The sequence below is a fragment of the Streptomyces sp. NPDC028635 genome (genome assembly GCF_040637635.1).
Lineage (GTDB): Bacteria > Actinomycetota > Actinomycetes > Streptomycetales > Streptomycetaceae > Streptomyces.
Genome location: NZ_JBEZWX010000043.1, coordinates 1 through 19172, shown reverse-complemented (window position 1 = coordinate 19172; position 19172 = coordinate 1). Strand labels below are relative to the sequence as shown.

Below are 19172 nucleotides of genomic sequence, written 5' to 3'. Positions count from 1 at the left end.
CGAGGTTCGTCGCCGAGGGCCGCGATGAGTCAGTCCGGTCGCGGCGCGCGGCGCCACCCGTCCTGGAACCGTCCGGCCGATCAGCGCGGCACAAGGGTCCGCCAGTGTTCGAGGTTGGCGCGGAGGACGCCGATGTCGATGTCGTCGAAGTCCAGGGCGTGCAGGTCGTGTTCCAGCAGACCGGCGTAGGCTGCAGCGGTTCCGGCCGCGTCACCGGCTTTTGCCCGCAGCGTGGCGAGGAACCACAGGGTGACGAGGGTGTCGGGGTGCCCATGGCCGAGGCTGCGCTCCAGGTGGGCGAGCCTTGCCTCGTAGGCGGGAAGCGTGTCGGCGTGGTCGGGGCTGAGCAATGGGGCGTGGGCGATCAGTGGCCCGGCGGCTACGGACGTGGCCTCCTGCGGCGGGTTCGCGGTCTCCCGCCGCCAATGGGCGAGGCTGCGGCGGGTCATTGAGGTTTGGACGTGGTCATGGCCCAGCAGCCGCTCCCGGTCCGCGAGCAGTGAGGTGAAGGCGGCGACGGCGCCCGCCACGTCGCCCTCCTCCCCACGCAGGTGAGCAAGCTCGTAGCGCGTGTCCAGAACCTCCGGGTGATCGGGGCCCAGCACCCGTAGTTCCTCGAGGAACAGCATGACGAAGGCGGCGGTGGCAGCCATCCGGTCACCGGACGTGTGCCGCACCTGAGCCAGGTTGTGGCGGACGGCAAACGTGGAGGGTGCGCCGGGGCCCAGCGTCCGCGTCATTTCGGCGATCACCTGGCACAGTTCGGCCTTGGCCGCTTGGGCATCACCGTCGGCCGCAAACCGCAACATGACCAGGTTGGCCCGTGCTACGAGGGTGTCATGGTGACGGTGCCCCAGCTCGCACTGCATGGTCGCGAGCTCTTCCTCCAGCACCGGTAGGGATGCGGCGGCATTGGCCGGGTCCCGCCATATCTCGGGCAGGGTCGGATAGCGGTTGGCGCCGTGGACCAAGTGGGCGGGCCGGTGACGGCTCGTCTGGGGCAGGAGATTCTCGGCCAGGTGCAGGCGCCAGCTGTGATGTGCCTTGCGGTAGGCGACGTCGCGCTCGGTCCACATGAACGGCCCGTAGGCCGGCACGAGCATCTTCTGCCGTACGTCCCGTACTGCATGCTGGACCAAGGGCAGCCGCATGCCGGTGGTCTGGAGACGGCGTGCCGTGTCCTCGTCACCGCCGCGCCGGGCCAGGTGCGCGAGGAAAAGGACGGCCGAATAGTACGCCTCGCAGATCTCGTTCGCCCGGATCGCGCTCTGCCAGGCCATGAAATTCCACTCCCGCGTACCGACGCGACGCGTCCGCGACTCCGCGGCGCCCTCACGTGACCCCTCCGCCAGAGCCCAGGTGCTGAGCAGACAGTTGAAGGACATCGTGAAGGTCATGGCGTCCGCCGTGAGTTCCTCGTTCTCCTCGTCGGAGATCCCAAGGAGCGGGGCGATGCGCCGGTCGACGAGCCGCCGCCCCGGGCCCTGCGCATCCCTGGGGGACAGGTGGCCCTCCCGGACGTGGGACAGTTCGTGGGCGAGGGCGAAGATCATCGCGGCATCCTGGAAGCTCCGCGGATCGTCCCAGGCGTGCGCTTCGGCAGCTCCGGTCCGCTCGATCGCAATGCTGAGCCCGGTGACCGGCATCGGCGTCTCACCAGGTCTCTCCAGAGAGCGCACGAACTGGAACACGGTGAAGGCGAGGGATTCCTGTGCGTGCATCATGGCCGTCTGCCACCCCGCCGGAAGCGTTTCGGGCGCATACGGGTGCCCCCAGTGCAGTCCCCAGGCAATTTCGGCGGTCAACTGGACGACGAGTGGCGAGATCCCTATGAGGTGTCCGGCGGAACCTCCCGGGCTTTCGAAGACCCGTGACTCCACAGCTTTCGACGGAAGACAGAAGGCCTCCACCGCACCGGCGAGCTGGAGCGCCTCGGCACGATCTTCCGGCGGGAACGTCGCGAGCAGCTCATCGAGAACCGCCCTGACCTGCGGCTGAGTGTAGGCGAAGTAGCCTTCCCAAGCGCGCTCCGGATCGTTTTCGCCCGTGATCCACCGCAGATGAGAGGAGTCGGCGAAAACCCTGCTCATCTCCCGTGCCTCTGCGGCGAGCTCGTGACTCTGCTGTTCGGCGAACAGGCTGCTGCGCCCCGGATCAGGCACTGCCCGGTCCTGCGGCGTCTGCGCTGCCGTTACCGCGCGAGGGGAGCGCCCCCGCGATGACGTCGGTCAACCCGACCCCGTCCCGTACTGTCACATCACCGGTCTTGGAACGCACGACGACCAGGCCACGGGGCAGTGCCGGGTCCTGCCGCACCGTGAGCTGCCGGCCGATCGCGTCGATCACGACGCCCTTGCTCCATGCCTTGCGTAACGTGTTGACCAGGTAGGCGAGGGCGTGCGTCGCGACCGAACCGATCAGCAGGACATCCCCGAGGGGTACGGTCCCGCGAGCGTCGATGCCCTTTCCGACGCCGGCGGCAGCCTCGAACGCCTCCTGCGCGCCGGCGACCAGATCCGGATCCGCAGGCACGAACACGTTCACCCTGACGAGATCGGAGTCCACACCGTCCACCCGAGCCCCCTTGGCGCGCTTTGGATACTGGTAAAGAGACCGTAGAGCATGCTGTTTGGCGGTGTCAGCCGGAAATGCGCGGCCGGCGACGTTCGTTGCGGCATCGGCCAACCGCCTGGGCGGGCCTGCACGTGTGGACGCCTCTTGGGGGCGGAGCAGGCGTATTGACGGCACCCACCCCGCCGGCACTCAGGCTCTGCGGTGGCATCGGGTGGAAGAGCCTCACGGCTCCGGCAGCGTGATCGGCTGGGACAGCCCCTGACTGTTGGTGTCCGCGGCGATGTCCGCAGCGACCCCCGCCGCCCACGCCTCGATGCGAGGGAAGTCGCGGAAGTCGCCGCCCTTGCCGTTGCGCAGGATCATCCGGGCGATACGCCCCTTGGCGCCCTCTTCCAGGCAGCCGCCGAAGGTGACGTGGTCCCGGGCGTCGAGCCGCAGCATGGTGCGCCGGACCGCGGGCGCCGGCGGGATGTCCCGTTCGGAGGCCGAGGGGTCCAGCGGCCCGCTGCTGAACAGCCACACCGGGCGCTCCTGCAGGGCGCGCCGGTTGCGGCGCACGAACCGGCGGGCGTCCTTGTGCCAGCGTCCGGCGTACAGGGCGCCGCCGACGAGGACGGCGTCGTAACCGGTCACATCGCTCACCGTCGCTGCCGGTGCGGTCCGGACCGTCAGTCCTTCCTTGCGCAGCACATCGGCGACGGTCTCGGCGATGCGTGCGGTGGAGCCGTTGGTCGTCCCGTAGGCGACCAGCACATTCGCGCTCATGAGGTGCCGTCCTTTCGTCACGGTCGGCGCGGCCGGGTGACCGGCGCCTGTCCCATGGGGTTTGTTGCTCCTCACCTCAGCCGCCGCAGGTACGGATCGCGCGGCCGGCGAGGCTGCACGCGCACCCGGGCGTCGAGGACACTGACCTCACCCGGCGTCGCGAGCAGCGGGTTGAAGTCCGACTCGGCCAGCTGCGGGAGATCGCTCGCCATCCGCGACAGCCGCAGCAACACCTGTTCCAGCCCCGCGAGATGGACGGGTGCGCGCCCTTCGCCTCCCAGCAGGAGCGGGGCGCATCGCGGAGCGGTGATCAGGTCGTGGACGTCATGGTCGGTGAGCGGGGCGAGCCGGGCGGCGTGGTCGGCGAGGACCTCGGTCGCGGTGCCCCCCGAGCCGAACAGCACCAACGGGCCGAACACGTCGTCCTGGACGACACCGGCGAACAGTTCGATGCCGCGGTCGGCGAGTGGCTGCACCACGACTCCCGTGAGCCTGCCGGCGAACCGGACCCGAAGGTCCCGGTAGGCCGCACGCACCTGCGCGTCGTTCTGCAGGTCCAGCAGGACGGCACGCCGGGAGCTCTTGTGCAGCAGCCCGGGCCGGTGTCCCTTCAGCACCACCCGGCCGTCGGGCCCGCGCAGCCGCTGAGCGGCGAGGACGGCGGCGTCCTCGGTATCGGCCCAGGCCCAGGGCGACTGCGGGATGCCGTAGCAGCCGAGCAGGTCGGCGCACTCGCCCGGCTCCAGCCAGCCGCCGTCCGGGTGGGCGTCCACGTACGCGTCCACCAGATGCCGGGCCCGTTCCGTCTCCACGTCCGGCAGGGCCGGTACGGTTCCCGCCGGCCTCGCCAGCCAGGCCGCCCGGCGGGCCGCGTGGGCCAGCGCCCGGGCGGCGGCCCCGGGTTCGGCGTAGGACGGCACCCGGGTGTCCTCCGAGGCGGGCAGCAACTCGACGGGCAGGGCCTGTTCGAGCCGCACGAGGACGACCGGCTTCCTCCCCCGGCCCACGACGCCGGTGACGGCGCGTACGAGATCGTCGCCGGTCGCCGCGGCCGGCGCGGTGGGCACGAGGGCGACGAGGACCGCGTCGGCGTCCCTGGAGCGTGTGACACGGTCGAGGCAGGCACTGAGCTGGTCCTCGGTGACGGCTGCGCCGGCATCCACCGGATTGTCCAGGGCGGCACCGTCAGGGAGCACGGCGAGCAGGTCGTCGGCCAGGGCCGGAACCGGTGACGGCACCGACAGGCCGGCCTCCGCGCACGCGTCGGCCGCGAGGACGCCGGCTCCGCCCGCGTTGGTGACGATCACCACGCGGGATCCGTCCGGCAGCGGCTGGGCGTGCAAGAGGGCCGCCGCCTCGAAGAGTTCGCCGATCGAGTGGGTGGCGGTGATGCCGGCCTGGGTGAACAGGGCCTGGCGCGTCATGGTGCGGGTCGCGGCGGCAGCCGTGTGCGAGGCGGCGGCCCGCCGGCCGGCGTCGGTGCGCCCGGCGTCGACCGTCAGCACGGGCATCCGGCGCGTGACGCGGCGGGCGGTACGTGAGAAGGCCCGGGGCCGGCCGAAGGACTCCAGGTGGAGCAGGGCCAGGTCGGTGCGGCCGTCGCTCTCCCACCACTGCAGCAGGTCATTGCCGCTGACGTCGTACTTGTCACCGAGTGAGACGAAGGAGGACACGCCGATCCCCAGCCGCGACAGCCCGTCCAGCAGGGCGATGCCGACGCCGCCGGACTGCACGGCCACGCCCGCGGTGCCGGGGCGTGGATGGCCGGCGGCGAAGGTGGCGTCCAGGCTGACGTTCGGCTCGGTGTTGGAGATGCCGAGGCAGTTCGGCCCGACCAGCCGCATGTCGTGACTGCGGCACGCCGCCAGGACCACCCGCGACTGGTCGGCGTCGAGTCCTGCGGTGACGACGAGCAGGGCCCTCACACCGCTCTTTCCGCACTCCTCGGCGACGGCGGGCACCGCGGCGGCGGGTACGGCGACGACCGCGAGGTCCGGTGGGACGGGCAGGTCGCTCACGGAGGGGCACGAAGGCACTGCGAGGACGGAGGCAGCGGCCGGGTTGACGGCGAACAGGCGGTGGGTGAAGCCTCCGGTCCTGATGTGGTGCAGGATCGCGCGGCCCACCGAGCCCGGACGGCGCCCCGCGCCGACGACAGCGACCGTGTCAGGCCGCAGCAGCGGGGTGAGGCTGGCGATGTCGGCGGCCCTCCCGCGTTCGTCCACGGCCGACAGGTAGGTGTCGCTCGCGTCGAGCGCGATGACGCAGTGCACCTCGGGACCGTCGAAGTGGCGGGCCGTGCGCAGCCCGAGGTCGGCGAAGACTTCGAGCATGGCGTGGTTCTCGTTGAGCGCGTCCGCGGTGAAAGCGGTGACGCCCTCGGCGCGGGCGGCCGACACCAGATGCTCCAGGAGCAGTGTGCCCACGCCACGGTGGTGCAGCCCGTCCGCCACAGCGACGGATATCTCGGCTTCGGCGCCGCTGCCGCCGGTGTCGTACTCGGCCAGCCCCAGCAGGTGCCCGTGCCGCTCCGCGACCAGCGCCCGGTAGCCGGGCCGGGGCGGACCGCACGCGCGGTCGGCGGCAGCCGCCGCCGACGCCGGGCTCACCGCGAAGAACCTCAGCCGCATGTTCTCCGGTGACATGTCCCCGTACAGGCGTCGTACGCGTGGATGGTCGTCGGGCCGCGCGGAGCGGATGCACACGGTGGTTCCGTCGGTCAGCAGGGCGTGCACCGGTACGTGGCTGACCATGTCGTCCTTCATCGCCGACCTCCTTGTGTGCCTTCGCACCGCTTCGAGCGTCCCGTGGTGGAGGGGGTACGCCCATGGGCCGCATGGCGGTGGCCGGGGGCCGGTCGGCCCCCATGGCACGGCCGAGCGTCAGCGGTGGGGCACGACGGCCACCGGGCAAGCGGAGTGGTGCAGCACCGCGTGGGCGGTCCGCCCCAGGTGGGGCGCGTAGTGGTCCGGCCTCCGCCGCACGCCGACGACCAGCAGGTCGGCGTCGTGCGAAGCGGCGGCCAGGACCCGGCGGGCGTGTCCCTCGGCGGTGCGCCGGAACACGGCCGGCTCCGGCGCGAGGGCCGCGAGCGCGTCCTCCAGCGCGTCGGCAGCCCGCTGCTCGTAGGCCTGGGCGGGCTCTCCGGCGAGGAGCGGGTGGCCGACCGGCTCGTGCGCCGGGCGTTTCCACGCCCGCACCGCGTGCAGGGGCACGCCTCGCAACCGGGCCTCCTCGGCGGCGAAGGCCACGACGGCCCTCACCTCGGCGCCGTCTCCGACGCCCACCACGACGCGGCCCCGGACCGCACCGGCCGCCTGGTTGTCGTGGCTGCCCCGCAGTACGACGACCGGGCACTCGGCGCGGGCGGCGACAGCCGTGCTCACCGAGCCCAGCAGCGTCTCGGCGATGCCGCTACGGCCGCGGCTGCCGACGACCACGAGCGTCGCGCCGGCACTCTCGTACACCAGCACCTGCTCCCCCTCGTCCGGCACCCGCTCGGTGGTCACCTTCAGATCGGGCTGCCGCTGCCGAGCCCGCCGGGCAGCGGTGTCGACGATGTCCGCGGCCAGTACTTCCTCCGCGGGCTCGGCCAGACCTTCGGCCGACGCGGAGCCTTCGTACCGCTCCCACAGCGAGGCATACACCACACGCAGCGGCAGCCCCCGCAGGACGGCTTCGTCGGCCGCCCAGTCGGTGGCCCTCAGGCTCGGCTCGGAACCGTCCACTCCGACGACGACGGGGAGTTCCATCCTCCTCACCCTTTCTGCTGAGACGAGCCCCGGGGAGGAGCGCGGTCACTCATGTGCCACGACCGCGACGGGGGCGGTCGCGTGGTGGAGGACGGCGTGGGTGACGGAGCCGATGTGCACGCCGACGGGGTTGTGCCGGACACGGCGGCCGACCACCACCAGCGACGCGTGGCGCGCGGCGTCGGCCAAACGGTCGGCGGCGCTGCCGGTCCGGGACTCCTCGCTCACCTCCACGGACGGGTACTTCTGCCGCCACGGCCGCAGAACCTCGGCGAGTTCCGCCGCCTTCTCCCGCACGATCTCGTCGTGCAGGGAGGCGTCGAACGAGAGGCCGTAACCGTAGTAGGCCGGCAGGTACCAGGCGTGGACGGCCCGGACGCCGGTGCGGCGGCGGTCGGCCTCCTCGAACGCGAAGCCGATCACGTCGTCGGCGGGTTTCTGCGTGTCGACACCGACGATCACAGGCCGGTAGGCGGTGGCCGCGGACGGAATCCCCGCGGGGTCGCTCTCATGTTCGTCGGCGGCCTGCTCACCGGCCCGCACGACCACCACGGGCACGTCGGTGTGTGCGATCACCGCTTGTCCGACGGACCCGACCAGGAAGCCTGCGGCTCCGCTCAAGCCGCGGGAGCCCAGAACGAGGAGTTCGCCGTCCTCGGCGGCGGCCGTCAGCAGCTCGGCCGGCCTGCCGGACAACCGCACCAGGCTGACGTCGACTCCTGGGTGACGGAGACGAACACCCTCCGCGGATTCCCTGGGGATCCGCTCGCACCACTGAGCCCGCGTCTCTCCACCCAGCAGAGGTGCCTGAGCCCAGGGGTGCGGGACCGGTTCGGACACATGCACGATCGTCAGCGACAGGCCCCGCAGGTTCGCCTCGCGCGCCGCCCACTCGGCGGCGGTCCGGCTCTCGCGGGAACCGTCCAGCCCTACGACAACGGTGTCGACCATGATGGTGCCTCCTCTTCAACCGCTTCTGCTCCCAGCCTCGCGGCGAAACGGTCACCGCCCCAGGGGCCGCACGTCCCGTGCCGGGACCGACCGGCCCACGCCGGCCGGCCGCCGGTCGGCCCCCGTGGAGGCCATACGGCCCATGGCACCTCTCGCCACGGGCGACGACGCTGAGGTGAGAAGGCCACGGAGCTCTGGAGGCGCGCGATGAACGCTCCCGTCACGACGAGCATGCCGCGGGCGCTGCCCGCCGAGCACCGGCAGCGGCTGATGGGGGTCGCCCGCGAGGTGGCCTTCCCGATGGGCGCCCGCCTCTTCGAGGAGGGCCGCCACGCCGACCGGTTCTGGATCATCCGGACCGGCACGGTCGACCTCGACATGAAGGTGCCGGGCCGCCGGGCCGCCGTCATCGAATGCCTCGGCCACAACGAGCTCGTCGGCTGGTCCTGGCTGTTCGCTCCGCACCGGTGGCATTTGGGAGCGGAGGCGGCAACCCCGGTACGTGCCTACGAGTTCGACGCCACCGTGGTGCGCGCGCTGTGCGAGGCCGACCCCGAGTTCGGCCGGAGCATCACACAGTGGGTGGGTGGCGTGGTCGCCCGGCGGCTGCACGCCGCTCGCACGCGGTTGCTTGACCTGTACGGCCCCTACGGCAGCGGAGGCTCGCGATGACCGCGTCCGGGATCGAGAACGGCACGGGCGCCGAGGCGCAGGCGGCATACGGCTTCGCCCACATCGTCAGCGACGTCATGACCCGCCCGGTGGTCACCGTGGGTCTGGAAACCCCGTTCAAGGACATCGTCCGTACGCTGCGGGACCGCCGGGTGAGCGCTCTGCCCGTCGTGGACGGCTCGGGAGGCGTCGTCGGCATCGTGTCCGAGGCGGACCTGCTGCCCAAGGAGGAGTTCCGCGACCGGGACCCCGACCGCCGCACCCAGCTGCGCCGCCTGGCCGACCTCGCCAAGGCCGGTTCGGATGCCGCCCGGGACCTGATGACGTCCCCCGCGATCACCGTCGCTCCCGGCGCCACCCTCGCCCAGGCGGCACGCGTGATGGCGCGGGCCCGCGTGAAGCGGCTGCCCGTCGTCGACGACACCGGCCGTCTGCTGGGCATCGTCAGCCGCGCCGACCTGCTGAAGGTGTTTCTGCGCGATGACGAGGACATCGCCGAGCAGGTACCGGCGTGAGGTGACGGCCTACCTGTTCCCCGAGCCGGCGTCCGACGTCCGCGTCGACGTCGACGACGGGGTCGTCCGCCTCGGTGGCCGGATCCGGGACCGTTCCCTGGTGCCGGTGGCGGCGCGGCTGGTACGGGCCGTCGAAGGGGTGGTCGACGTGCGGTTCGAGCTGGACCAGCCCGGGCCCCGGTGACCCCGACCGGTCTGCCAGGGCCGATCGGCCCTGGCGCCTTCGGGCCGGCCGAGCGACGATCGTGTTCTTGAGCGGCGGTCGGCTGACCACCGCGCACCGAGGAGCGAGGTCGGCATGAGCGAGGAACGCACCTTCACGGCGCAGCACCCCATCCGCGTCTTCCTCCTGGACGATCATGAAGTCGTACGACGCGGACTGACCGACCTGCTGGAGGCCGAGCCGGACATCTGCGTCGTCGGCGACGCCGCGAACGCCGACCACGCGCTGGCACGGGTGCCCGCGGTGCGGCCGCACGTGGCCGTCCTCGACGTACGCCTCCCGGACGGCGACGGCATCACCGTCTGCCGCGAACTGCGCAGCCGCATGCCCGAACTGGGCGTTCTCATGCTGACCTCCTTCGACGACGAGGAGGCCCTGCTGGACTCCATCATGGCCGGTGCGTCGGGTTACGTGCTCAAGCAGATCCGGGGCTCGGACCTGGTGTCGGCGGTACGCACGGTCGCCTCCGGCCAGTCGATGCTCGATCCGGCGACCACGGCCCGGCTGATGCGCTCACTGCGCACGGAGTCCACGGCCGCCACCGACGTCCCGCCCGAGCTGGCGGGGCTGTCCGACCGTGAGCGGGAGATCCTTGCGCTGATCGGTGACGGGCTCACCAACCGCGAGATCGGCAAGCGCCTCTACCTGTCCGAGAAGACGGTCAAGAACCACATCTCCCGGATGCTCGCCAAGCTGGGCGTGCAGCGCCGGGTGCAGGCCGCGGTACTCGCCACCCATCTGGAACAGACCGAACCGGCCGATCAGCGGCGCCGCTGAGCCTGGAGCGCCGGGGCCGGGGACCTACTCGTGGCCTACGCGACTGCGTACGGCCCGACGACCACGACCACGCCGTTACTCCGCGGGCAGTGGAACCCGCCACTCCAGCTGTGTGCCCCCGCTCTCGGCCGCCCGCCATCCCAGGGTCCCGCCCAGCTGCTCGGCTCGCTCCGCCATGTTGCGCAGACCGCTGCGCCGGCCCTCCGGAGGAATGCCCACACCGTTGTCGGTGACGGTCAGCCGCACCTCTCGGCCGTCGGTTTCCAGCACCACGTCCGCTCGGTCGGCCCGGGCGTGCCGGCCGACGTTGGTCAACGCCTCGGACAGCACGGCGACCACCTGGTCGGCGATCTCCCGGGGCACATGCGTGTCCAGGAGGCCTTCCATGCGCAGACTGGGCGCGAAGCCCAGCGCGGGCACCGCGTCGCCGGCCGTCCGCACCGCCCGTGCGCGCAGGCCGGATCCGTGGTCGGCCTCCCGGGCCCGCAAGCCGAAGATCGTGGAACGGATGATCTTGATCGTCTCGTCCAGATCGTCCACGGCCCGCACGACGCGCTCGCCGGCCTCCGGGTGCTCGATGAACCGGCCCGCGCTCTGCAGGGTCATCCCGGTCGCGAACAGCCGCTGGATCGCCAGGTCGTGCAGATCGCGGGCGATGCGGTCCCGGTCCTTCAGGACCGCGATCTCTTCGGCGTCACGGCGGCGCTCGGCGAGCTCCATGGCGACCGCCGCCTGTGCGGCGAAGCCCTGCAGCGGACCGATCTCCTTGCTGGAGAAGACCGTCTGCCCGGCCTCCCGCACGAGGAGGACCACACCGCGTACGCCCTCGGCCGTGCCGATCGGCACGGCCACCGCCGGACCGAGCCCGATGAAGCGCCTGGGGCCGGCGGAGACCCGCTCGTCATGGGAGACGTCACCGCTGGTCACCGGGGCCGCGGTGGAGAAGGCCTCACCGATCAGGCTGCCCTCGACCGGCAGGACCAGTCCCCGGTGGCGCTCCGCCTCCGCTCCGATCGCCAGCTCGACCGTCAGCGACCCTGTGCCCTCCATCGGCATGGCCACCACGGCCAGCGCCGCGCCGGCGATCTCGCGGGCGCGTTCCGCGATCAGGCGGAGCACCTCGGTCTGGTCGCTGCCGGACATCAGCGTGTGCGTGATCTCGGCGTTCGCCTGAAGCCAGCGCTCCCGCAGCCGGGCTTCCTCATAGAGGCGGGCGTTGTCGATCGCGACGCCGGCGGCCACGGCCAGGGTCGACAGGACCGACTCGTCCTCCTCGTCGAACTCCGCACCGCCGCGCTTCTCGGTCAGGTACAGATTTCCGAACACCTTCTCGCGGACCCGGATCGGCACGCCGAGGAAGCTGTTCATCGGCGGGTGGTGGGGCGGAAACCCGTACGAGGCGGGGTGCTGGGAGAGCTTCGGCAGGCGGAGCGGCTCCGGGTTGCGGATCAGTTCCCCCAGGATGCCGTGCCCTTCGGGGAACGGACCGATCTGCGCGATCTGCTCCGCGCTGACGCCGATGGTGTGGAACGCCGAGAGTCGTGTTCCGTCCGGGCCGATCACTCCGAGAGCGGCGTACTCGGCGTCCACCAGCACGGCGGCGGCCTCGACGATGCTGTGCAGGGCCTGCTCCAGCTCGAGCTCCCGCCCGACGGAGAGCACCGCCTCCAGCAGGCTGTGCACCCGGTCCCGCGTGCCGCGGGCAGCGTCCAGCCGGGCCTGCAACTCGGCCAGCAGCTCGTCCAGCTTGAGCTGCGGCAACCGGACGCGGGCCGCCTTCTCCTCGGAGCCTGCCACGCGTGGTCCTCCAGATCCGCTCGCCGTGCGGGCCGCCGACCCCTCATGTGCCACGGTAGCCGCCCGGCCACGGGAGGACCACGAAACGTCCCAGGTGGTGCGCTGTCAGCGGGTACGGTCCTGGAGGCCGCGGCCGGCGACCAGCTCACGCCCCGTCACCAGTTCCGACGACACCCGGATGTACACCTCGTGCCGGGAGGACGCCCAGGACCGCGGTCCGGTGCGCACCAGGCGCTCGTACTCGGCGGGATCGGTGACCACCGAGGCGGTTCCGGTGACGACCACGCTCCAGCCGCTCTGCCGTACGACGTCGATCTCGTCCACCTCGAACGCGACCACCGTGCCGTCGACCGCGCGCACGAGTTCCGACGCGGCGGGAGTCCGCACCACGACCGTGCCGTCGGGCTCGAGGCAGAAGGTGACCGGCAGGACGGCGGGCAGCGCGCCCCGGGTGTGGACGATGCGGCCCACGGGCACCTTCGCCATCAGCCGGAGACATTCCTGCCGGTCGAGTTCACGAAATCCGTCGTTGCGGTACATGGGGTGTCCGTCTCCGACCCGGCGGCCGTCCGTCAGACCGTGATCCTTCGTCCGCTGATGCCGGTCGCGTCGATGCGCAGCCAGAGCGGACGCTGCCCGCCGGCCCAGGGCTCGCCGTGGGCCCGCTCGGCCAGCCGGCGCACTTCGCCGGGGTCGGTGACCGCCCGGGCGGTGCCCCGCACGAGGACGCTCCAGCCGCGGCTGAACGCCTCGTCGACGCGGTCGACCTCGAAGGCGACACGGCGGCCCGCCGCTCGGGCGGGTGTCGCGTGCGGTCCGGTACGGAACGCGACAGAGCCGTCCACGACGCTGTAGTTGACGGGCACGATCGCCGGCCCCTCGACCGTGGGCACCGCGATCCGGCCCACCCCGTGGCTGCCGAGCAGCGCCCAGCACTCCTCGGCGTCCAGCCGGCGCAGGTCGGCACCGCGGACGGCCCGGCCGGGCCCCGGTGGCCGCTCGGCGTTGCCTCCGGTCAGTTCGGTCACCGTCGTCTCCAGCGCTCCTGCCAGCCGCAGCAACGTCCCGGCGCTCGGTACCGCGTCGGGGTGTTCCTCCAGGTGACGCAGGTAGCCGGTGGCCATGCCGGCACGGGCGGCCGTGTCCTTTCGGGTGAGTCGGAGCTGGTTGCGGCGCAGTGCGAGGCGGCGTCCGAGGTCACCCACCGGAATGTCACGCACCGGGCCCGGAACGGTGTGCCGGTCGGCCATGGTGCTCACTTCCTTTCTCAGTCCGCGCGGACGGCCAGGTCCGTGGGCGGTTGCGCACCCAGTGCCACCTTGAGCGCGCCGGTCTCGGCGGCCCGGCCGAACACGTCGTACGCCTGCTCCATGCGCTCCAGGGGGAAGGTGTGGGTGATCAGGGCCGGTGTGGGCAGCCGGCCCGCCGTCGCCATGCGCAGCAGGGTCGGCGTGGAGTGGGTGTCGACCAGGCCGGTGGTGATGGTCACGTTCTTGATCCACAGGTCTTCGAGGTGGAGCGTGGCGGGCCTGCCGTGCACGCCCACGTTGGCCACGCATCCGCCCGGTCGCACCATGCGGGTGCACAGTTCGAAGGTCTCCGGAATGCCGACGGCTTCGATGACGACATCGGCGCCCAGTTGGCCGGTCAGGTCGGCGGTGAGCTCGTCGGGTGCCTCCGCCGGGTCCGCGACCGCGTCGGGGCCCAACCGCCGGGCCGCCTCGCGGCGCGCGGCGGCCGGGTCGACCGCGATGATCCGCTCGGGTGAGTACAGACGCGCGGTGGCGATCGCGGCGAGCCCGACGGGGCCCGCGCCGACGACGGCGACGGTGTCACCGGGCCGTACACGCCCGTTGAGGACGCCGACCTCGTAGGCGGTCGGGAAGATGTCCGCGAGCAGCACCGCGTCCTGGTCGGCGAGGGTCTCGGGCAGCGGGTGCACGGAGAGGTCGGCGAACGGCACGCGGACGTATTCCGCCTGGGTCCCGTCGATCAGGTGGCCCAGGATCCAGCCGCCTCCGCCCCGGCACTGGCCGTACATCGCCCTGCGGCAGTAGAGGCACCGGCCGCAGGCGGTGATGCAGGAGACGAGGACCCGGTCGCCCGGCCGCACGGTGCGCACGTCGGGGCCTGTTTCGACGACCGTCCCGACGGCCTCGTGGCCGAGCACGGTACCGGGTGACACCTCGGGCACGTCACCCTTCAGGATGTGCAGGTCGGTCCCGCAGATGGTGACGCAGTCCACTCGTACGACCGCGTCGGCCGGCTCCTTGACGACCGGGTCCGGCACGTCCTCCCAGGAGGACCGGCCGGGGCCGTGGAAGACGTAACCCTTCATGGCGTTCCCTCTCCTCCGCGCTGCGGGAGTTCCCCGCGTCTCCAGCGTCGTCGAGGCGTGGAGGTGCCGCTTGGGCCGGTCGGCCCCCGGTGGCCGGCCGACGGTCCCCGGGCCGCGCAGGCGCCCCGCCGGGCCGTGCCCGCCTGAGACGTGGGCCGATCGGCCCTTCCGGCGGAGAGGTCCGAGGAGGTTGTCTTCGGCCATGGACGCATCCCATGCCCCGTCCGCCCCTGAGCGCGGCGCCCGCGTCGTCGGCGGCACGACGCTGGTGGAGGTCCGGGGCGACCTCGACATGCTCACGGCACCCTCCCTGGCCGCTCGGCTGGATGAGCTGACGGCGGGGCGCCGGCCGGACGTCGTACTCGACCTGCGCGGGGTGTCCTTCATCGACTGCGCCGGGCTGGGCGTGTTGTGCCGGGCGAGGAACCGGGTTCTGGCCCGCTGGGGCCGGCTCCGGCTCGTCTCCGACGATCCGGGGTTCCTGCGGATCCTGCGCTACGCACGCCTCGCGGACGTCTTCGAGATCCACGCCGGTCCCCTGGTGGCACTGGGAGCCGGGATGTCGCCGGATGCGACGTTGCCGCACTCGCGCTCGATCAGCGCAGGCACGACGGGGAAGCAGCGCGAGGGGTGGTGAGCGCCGTGCGCGGAACCGGACCTCTGTGGCGCTGGCGAGCCAACCCGCTGAAACGGCGCGACGACGTCTTGGAGGCGTGGCTCGTCCTGGCCGTGTGGGCGGTCATCGTCCTGGGCGGCGCCGTGGTGGGCACGCTGACCGCGCGCGCCACCGGCGATGTCCTCGCCCGGCAGCGCGACGAGCGCCGTCCGACCAGCGCCGTCCTGGTCGCCGACGCCCCTCGGGCCGACGCGCGGACGTCCGGTCAGGGCGAGCCTGTGCCGACCGTGGTCCGCTGGCACGCCCCCGACGGCAGCCGGCGTCTGGGACGCACTCCCGTCGCCCCCGGCACCAGGGCCGGCGCGCGCGTGAAGGTGTGGCTGGACGCAGCCGGCCGGCCCGTCGCCGAGCCACCGACTCGGGCGGAGGCGGCCCTCCAGGCGGCCCTCTTCGCCACCGGCGCGGGTCTCGGTCTTGCGGGTCTGGCCGTGGGTGCGGGAGCACTGGCCCGAGGCCGGCTGGACCGACGGCGCGTCGCCGCATGGGGACACGAGTGGGACTCCGTCGAACCTCGCTGGAGTCACAGGATGAGGTAGGCACCGGTGCACGAGCACCTGGCCCGGGATGATGCGGCAACCGGGCTGTGGCGACGCTTCTTTGAGCGAGGTGTGCTCTGCCCGGCATACCGGGCCCGCCGGTCGCCGCGCTGAAGGGACCGGCCTGGCCGCATGATCGGGACACCCGTCAGTCGTCGGCCTGGGGAGTCCGGTCCGGCTGTTTCGTGTGCCACGACAGCTCGATCTCCAGATCGACCTCGCCGTCCTCCAGCTCCACTTCGATCTCCGTGCGCAGTTCGTCGGGGATCCGCAGGGTGAGGGTTCCGGGACCGAGCTCCAGCTCGGCCTGGCCACCACGGCGGAGCGCGGCCGAAAGCGCGTCGAGCTGGTCCGCGGCCTGGGCTCGCGACAGCGTGCGCTTGTGTTCGAACTCGAGATCTTTCACGGAAGCCTCCCGGTCCGGTGGCGACAACAAGCCCCCTCCCATTCTGACGCCGATCCCCTCCGCTGTCCCGGCACGGTCGTGCCGCCCGGCGTCGGCGTCCGCTCCCGAAGTGGCGGTCGGCCACAGGCATGGCAGGCTTGATGCGGAGCCTTCGAACAGGCCGCCGGCCGACGGCGAGGCCCTCCTGCGGATGGCTCGCGGACCATGGCCTGCGACTCCGGCGGAGCACCAGGGAGCAGCAGCCACCGCTTCTTGACCGGCTCCGGCGGTCATCGCTCTTCCTCACCGAAGCCTTCGTGTGGACGACCGAGCAGACCCGTGCCCCATGACGCCGCGCGACAGATCCACCCCGCAGGAGCCGCCTCGTGTCCATCGCCCCTCGTTCCGCAGGCGAGACCCCCTCCGCATCCGACGACACCGCCGCAGGCGGTCTGGCCGCCCGTAGCCGCGTTCCCCTGCCCCAGCAGGGTGATTGGGCCCCCTCGCCGCAGCGGCGTGGTCTCGTGGCCATGCTGGAGGAGGAGGCCGGACCGCGCATCCCCGAACTGGTGCCGATCCGCTACAGCCGGATGGCCGGCTCCCTGTCCGCGTTCTACCGCGGCACCCCCGCGGTCATGGCGGCCGACCTGGCCGCTGTGCCGGACACGGGGTTGACCGTCCAGCTCTCGGGCGACGCGCACCTGTCCAACTTCGGGCTGTTCGCCTCCCCGGAACGCCGTCTCGTCTTCGACCTCGACGACTTCGACGAGACCCTGCCCGGCCCCTTCGAGTGGGACGTCAAACGACTCGCCACCAGCCTGGCCGTGGCCGCCCACGACAACGACGCCTCGGCTGAGGCCGCCGCCGCGGCGGCCACCGAGGCAGCCCGCAGCTACCGCACCCACCTGCGTGAACTCGCCACCGCGACGGAGCTCGCCGTCTGGTACGAGCACATCGCCGCCGACGACCTCCTCCAGGAGGTCGGCAACTCGCTGCAACGCGCCAGGCTCCACCGCACCCTGGACCGCGCCCGGGAGACCGACAGCGGCAAGGCCGTCGCCAAGCTCACCGAAGCCGGCCCCGACGGCACACCCCGTTTCGTCCACGAGCCGCCGCTGATCGAACCGGTCGGCCCGGCGGACCGGTCCACCGTCGAGTACGTCTTCGACGACTACCGCGGCAGCCTTCCGGCGGCGCAGCAGCGCCTGCTGGGCCGGTTCCGGATCGTGGACGCGGCCCGCAAGGTCGTCGGCATCGGCAGCGTCGGCACCCGCTGCTTCCTGCTGTTGCTGCAAGGACGGGCCGCGGGCGAGCTGTTGCTGCTCCAGGTCAAGGAAGCCGAACCCTCGGTCCTGACTCCGTATGTGCACGTCCCCGTCGCCCACGAGGGTCAACGCGTGGTGGAAGGGCAGAAGTTGCTCCAGGCCTTCGGCGACATCTTCCTCGGCTGGTCCACGGGCCCCACGGGACGCCACTTCTACTGGCGGCAGTTGCTCGACATGAAGGGTTCCGCGTCCGTCCAGGGCATGTCCGCCGGCCTGATGCGGCAGTACGCGGGGCTCTGCGGCCGAGTACTGGCCCGCGGCCACGCCCGCTCAGGCAACCGCGTAGCCATCGCCGCCTACCTCGGCGACGACACCTCCTTCGAGCGGGCCGTCACCGCCTTCGCTCTCGCCTACGCCCGGCAGACACGGGAGGACTTCAGCACGTTCACCCAGGCCATCGGCGAGGGCCGTCTCCCCGTCGCCGACTCCTGACAGCGCCGCGCGACGGGCACCGAGGTCATGCCGGGACAGCGCGCCGAAGTCGCCGCGAGACGGGCGCCCCAGTCACGGGGCGCAGGGTCGTGTCACCGCTGCTGTGGTGCCGTTGTCGCCGGTGTCGTGTGCCGGTGCGCGTTCCCGGCCAGCCGCAGGACGCGCCGCCAGTCGACCCCGGAGTGGTCCTTCGGGGGCCTGGAGCGGCGGGGAACGCGAATCCGCAGCGCTCCGGGGACGATGCGGCAGACCACAGGTGTGGACAGGACGACGTGTTCGCCGTCGATGCCGGCCTCGATGCCGGCGGTGTCGGCGTCGACGACCACTTCGGTGGCTGTCAGCCGGTTGAGGCCGCCGCCGTGCCGGCCGAACGCGCGGGCCGCCTGCGCGGTGTTGTCGACGTGGACGTACAGCGCTCCGAGGAGTCCGGAGTCCAGGCTCCCCCTGTGGCCCCTCCCGGGGCCGACGGCGTACTGATAGGGGTTGTTGCTGACCAGCACCGCCTGCAGCCCTTCGGCGTGGAAGTCCCCGGAGCGCATGCGCAGCCGGCCTGCGGGGCCGGCGGTGAGCAGCTCCGGCAGGTCGCGCAGGGCGGTGTGGACCTTGGCGTCCCGGTATGCGGAGTCGCCGACCACGGCGGCGTAGGTGCCGAAGGACGCGTTGTTGACGAAGACCCGGTCGGCGGCGAAACCGAGGTCGACGCGGCGTTCGACGCCGTCCGTCAGGGCCTCCAGCGCGGCGGCCGGGTCGTCACGGTCGAGACCCAGATCGAGGGCGAAGTGGTTGCGGGTGCCCGCGGGTACGACCAGGAAGGGCAGGTCGTGTTCATGGGCGACCTGGGCCACGAGCGCCTGGGTGCCGTCCCCTCCCGCCACCGCGAGCAGGTCCGCCCCCTCGGCGACGGCGCGCCGGGCCAGAGCCGCCACGTCCTGCCGGCCGGGGTCGAGCAGGGTCACCGAGGCGCCGGCGGCCAGGGCCCGGTCGATCAGGTGGAAGCGGCCGACCTTGCCGCCGCCGGAGCGCGGGTTCATGAGGATCCACGGCCGCTGCGGCGCCGTCGTCGGTGCGTCCGCGGCCACGGACCGGGCGCGGGCGGGAGACGGAGTCAGGGCGTTGCGTGCCGCTGCGAGGGCGAACAGCAGCAGGGCCGCGGAGAGGACGGCCGGACCGAGCATGTCGTGCGCGGCGTACAGACTCAGCACGGTGACCGGCGCGGCCACGGCCAGGGCCACGCCGAGCCCCCGCACGACCCCCCTGTGGGCCAGCGTCCACCAGACGCCGATCGAGGTGAGCGCCAGCCCGGCCAGGCCGAGCAGGATCCACAGCGCGCTGCGCAACCCGGCGACGACGAGCGGGATCAGGATGCCGCCGAGCAGCGCGAGGAGGGCGGCGCGCGCCGCCCAGGTGGTGGCGCGCGCGGTGCCGGCGGGTGGGGCCGCTCGTGCGGCCCCACC

Annotated in this window: 17 protein-coding genes and 1 pseudogene; 6 read left to right on the top strand and 12 right to left on the bottom strand. The window is 72.5% G+C overall.

The window, feature by feature from the left end:
* Nucleotides 1-80 precede the first annotated feature (80 nt).
* The 6 genes from AB0E88_RS30690 to AB0E88_RS30665 form a co-directional block, all read right to left on the bottom strand.
* On the bottom strand, nucleotides 81-2162 hold the full coding sequence (locus tag AB0E88_RS30690) for a GTP-binding protein (RefSeq protein WP_361637451.1): 2082 nt from the start codon (nucleotides 2160-2162) through the stop codon (nucleotides 81-83).
* Nucleotides 2155-2574: a hypothetical protein gene (locus AB0E88_RS30685; RefSeq protein ID WP_361637448.1), complete on the bottom strand. Its 420-nt coding sequence runs from the start codon at nucleotides 2572-2574 to the stop codon at nucleotides 2155-2157. Before AB0E88_RS30685 ends, AB0E88_RS30690 begins: the two co-directional genes overlap by 8 nt.
* A 222-nt stretch (nucleotides 2575-2796) precedes the next feature.
* Nucleotides 2797-3339 carry a flavodoxin domain-containing protein gene (locus AB0E88_RS30680; protein ID WP_361637445.1) on the bottom strand — a complete coding sequence of 181 codons (543 nt, stop codon included), beginning with the start codon at nucleotides 3337-3339 and terminating at the stop codon, nucleotides 2797-2799.
* A gap of 71 nt (nucleotides 3340-3410) precedes the next feature.
* Nucleotides 3411-6104 (bottom strand): GNAT family N-acetyltransferase, encoded by a 2694-nt coding sequence (locus AB0E88_RS30675; RefSeq protein ID WP_361637442.1) that lies wholly within the window; start codon nucleotides 6102-6104, stop codon nucleotides 3411-3413.
* Between the two features lie 117 nt (nucleotides 6105-6221).
* A complete protein-coding gene (locus AB0E88_RS30670) occupies nucleotides 6222-7091 on the bottom strand; it encodes a universal stress protein (protein WP_361637439.1) in 870 nt (289 codons plus the stop codon).
* Nucleotides 7092-7136: 45 nt separating this feature from the next.
* Entirely contained in the window at nucleotides 7137-8042 is a 906-nt protein-coding gene (locus tag AB0E88_RS30665) for a universal stress protein (RefSeq protein WP_361637437.1), read from the bottom strand.
* A gap of 207 nt (nucleotides 8043-8249) precedes the next feature.
* Here AB0E88_RS30665 and AB0E88_RS30660 point away from each other — a divergent pair, with 207 nt between their 5' ends.
* From AB0E88_RS30660 to AB0E88_RS30650, 3 genes and pseudogenes are all read left to right on the top strand, one after another.
* On the top strand, nucleotides 8250-8714 hold the full coding sequence (locus AB0E88_RS30660) for a cyclic nucleotide-binding domain-containing protein (RefSeq protein ID WP_361637435.1): 465 nt from the start codon (nucleotides 8250-8252) through the stop codon (nucleotides 8712-8714).
* A 77-nt stretch (nucleotides 8715-8791) separates the two neighbouring features.
* Nucleotides 8792-9413, top strand: a pseudogene (locus AB0E88_RS30655) (CBS domain-containing protein).
* 114 nt (nucleotides 9414-9527) lie between these two features.
* Nucleotides 9528-10229, top strand: a complete 702-nt coding sequence (locus AB0E88_RS30650; protein WP_361637432.1) for a response regulator transcription factor — start codon at nucleotides 9528-9530, stop codon at nucleotides 10227-10229.
* A gap of 75 nt (nucleotides 10230-10304) precedes the next feature.
* Here the strand turns inward: AB0E88_RS30650 and AB0E88_RS30645 are convergent, their stop codons facing one another.
* The 4 genes from AB0E88_RS30645 to AB0E88_RS30630 all read right to left on the bottom strand — a co-directional run bounded on the left by AB0E88_RS30645 (nucleotide 10305) and on the right by AB0E88_RS30630 (nucleotide 14364).
* Nucleotides 10305-12026 carry a GAF domain-containing sensor histidine kinase gene (locus AB0E88_RS30645; RefSeq protein WP_361637429.1) on the bottom strand — a complete coding sequence of 574 codons (1722 nt, stop codon included), beginning with the start codon at nucleotides 12024-12026 and terminating at the stop codon, nucleotides 10305-10307.
* 105 nt (nucleotides 12027-12131) lie between these two features.
* The gene (locus tag AB0E88_RS30640) at nucleotides 12132-12566 is read right to left on the bottom strand and encodes a pyridoxamine 5'-phosphate oxidase family protein (RefSeq protein WP_361637426.1); all 435 of its coding nucleotides are present in this window, start codon (nucleotides 12564-12566) and stop codon (nucleotides 12132-12134) included.
* Nucleotides 12567-12598: 32 nt separating this feature from the next.
* Entirely contained in the window at nucleotides 12599-13276 is a 678-nt protein-coding gene (locus tag AB0E88_RS30635) for a pyridoxamine 5'-phosphate oxidase family protein (RefSeq protein ID WP_361637423.1), read from the bottom strand.
* A 17-nt stretch (nucleotides 13277-13293) separates the two neighbouring features.
* Nucleotides 13294-14364 (bottom strand): zinc-dependent alcohol dehydrogenase family protein, encoded by a 1071-nt coding sequence (locus AB0E88_RS30630; protein ID WP_361637420.1) that lies wholly within the window; start codon nucleotides 14362-14364, stop codon nucleotides 13294-13296.
* Nucleotides 14365-14566: 202 nt separating this feature from the next.
* On the opposite strand from AB0E88_RS30630, the gene AB0E88_RS30625 reads away from it, so the two are divergent.
* Nucleotides 14567-15001: an STAS domain-containing protein gene (locus tag AB0E88_RS30625; protein WP_361637417.1), complete on the top strand. Its 435-nt coding sequence runs from the start codon at nucleotides 14567-14569 to the stop codon at nucleotides 14999-15001.
* Between the two features lie 5 nt (nucleotides 15002-15006).
* Nucleotides 15007-15576, top strand: a complete 570-nt coding sequence (locus AB0E88_RS30620) for a hypothetical protein (RefSeq protein ID WP_361637414.1) — start codon at nucleotides 15007-15009, stop codon at nucleotides 15574-15576.
* A 148-nt stretch (nucleotides 15577-15724) separates the two neighbouring features.
* Here the strand turns inward: AB0E88_RS30620 and AB0E88_RS30615 are convergent, their stop codons facing one another.
* Nucleotides 15725-15982 (bottom strand): amphi-Trp domain-containing protein, encoded by a 258-nt coding sequence (locus AB0E88_RS30615; protein ID WP_361637412.1) that lies wholly within the window; start codon nucleotides 15980-15982, stop codon nucleotides 15725-15727.
* A 365-nt stretch (nucleotides 15983-16347) separates the two neighbouring features.
* On the opposite strand from AB0E88_RS30615, the gene AB0E88_RS30610 reads away from it, so the two are divergent.
* A complete protein-coding gene (locus AB0E88_RS30610; protein WP_361637409.1) occupies nucleotides 16348-17718 on the top strand; it encodes a DUF2252 domain-containing protein in 1371 nt (456 codons plus the stop codon).
* Between the two features lie 92 nt (nucleotides 17719-17810).
* On the opposite strand, the gene AB0E88_RS30605 is transcribed toward AB0E88_RS30610, so the two are convergent.
* A complete protein-coding gene (locus tag AB0E88_RS30605) occupies nucleotides 17811-19076 on the bottom strand; it encodes a diacylglycerol kinase family protein (RefSeq protein ID WP_361637506.1) in 1266 nt (421 codons plus the stop codon).
* Nucleotides 19077-19172: the final 96 nt, after the last annotated feature.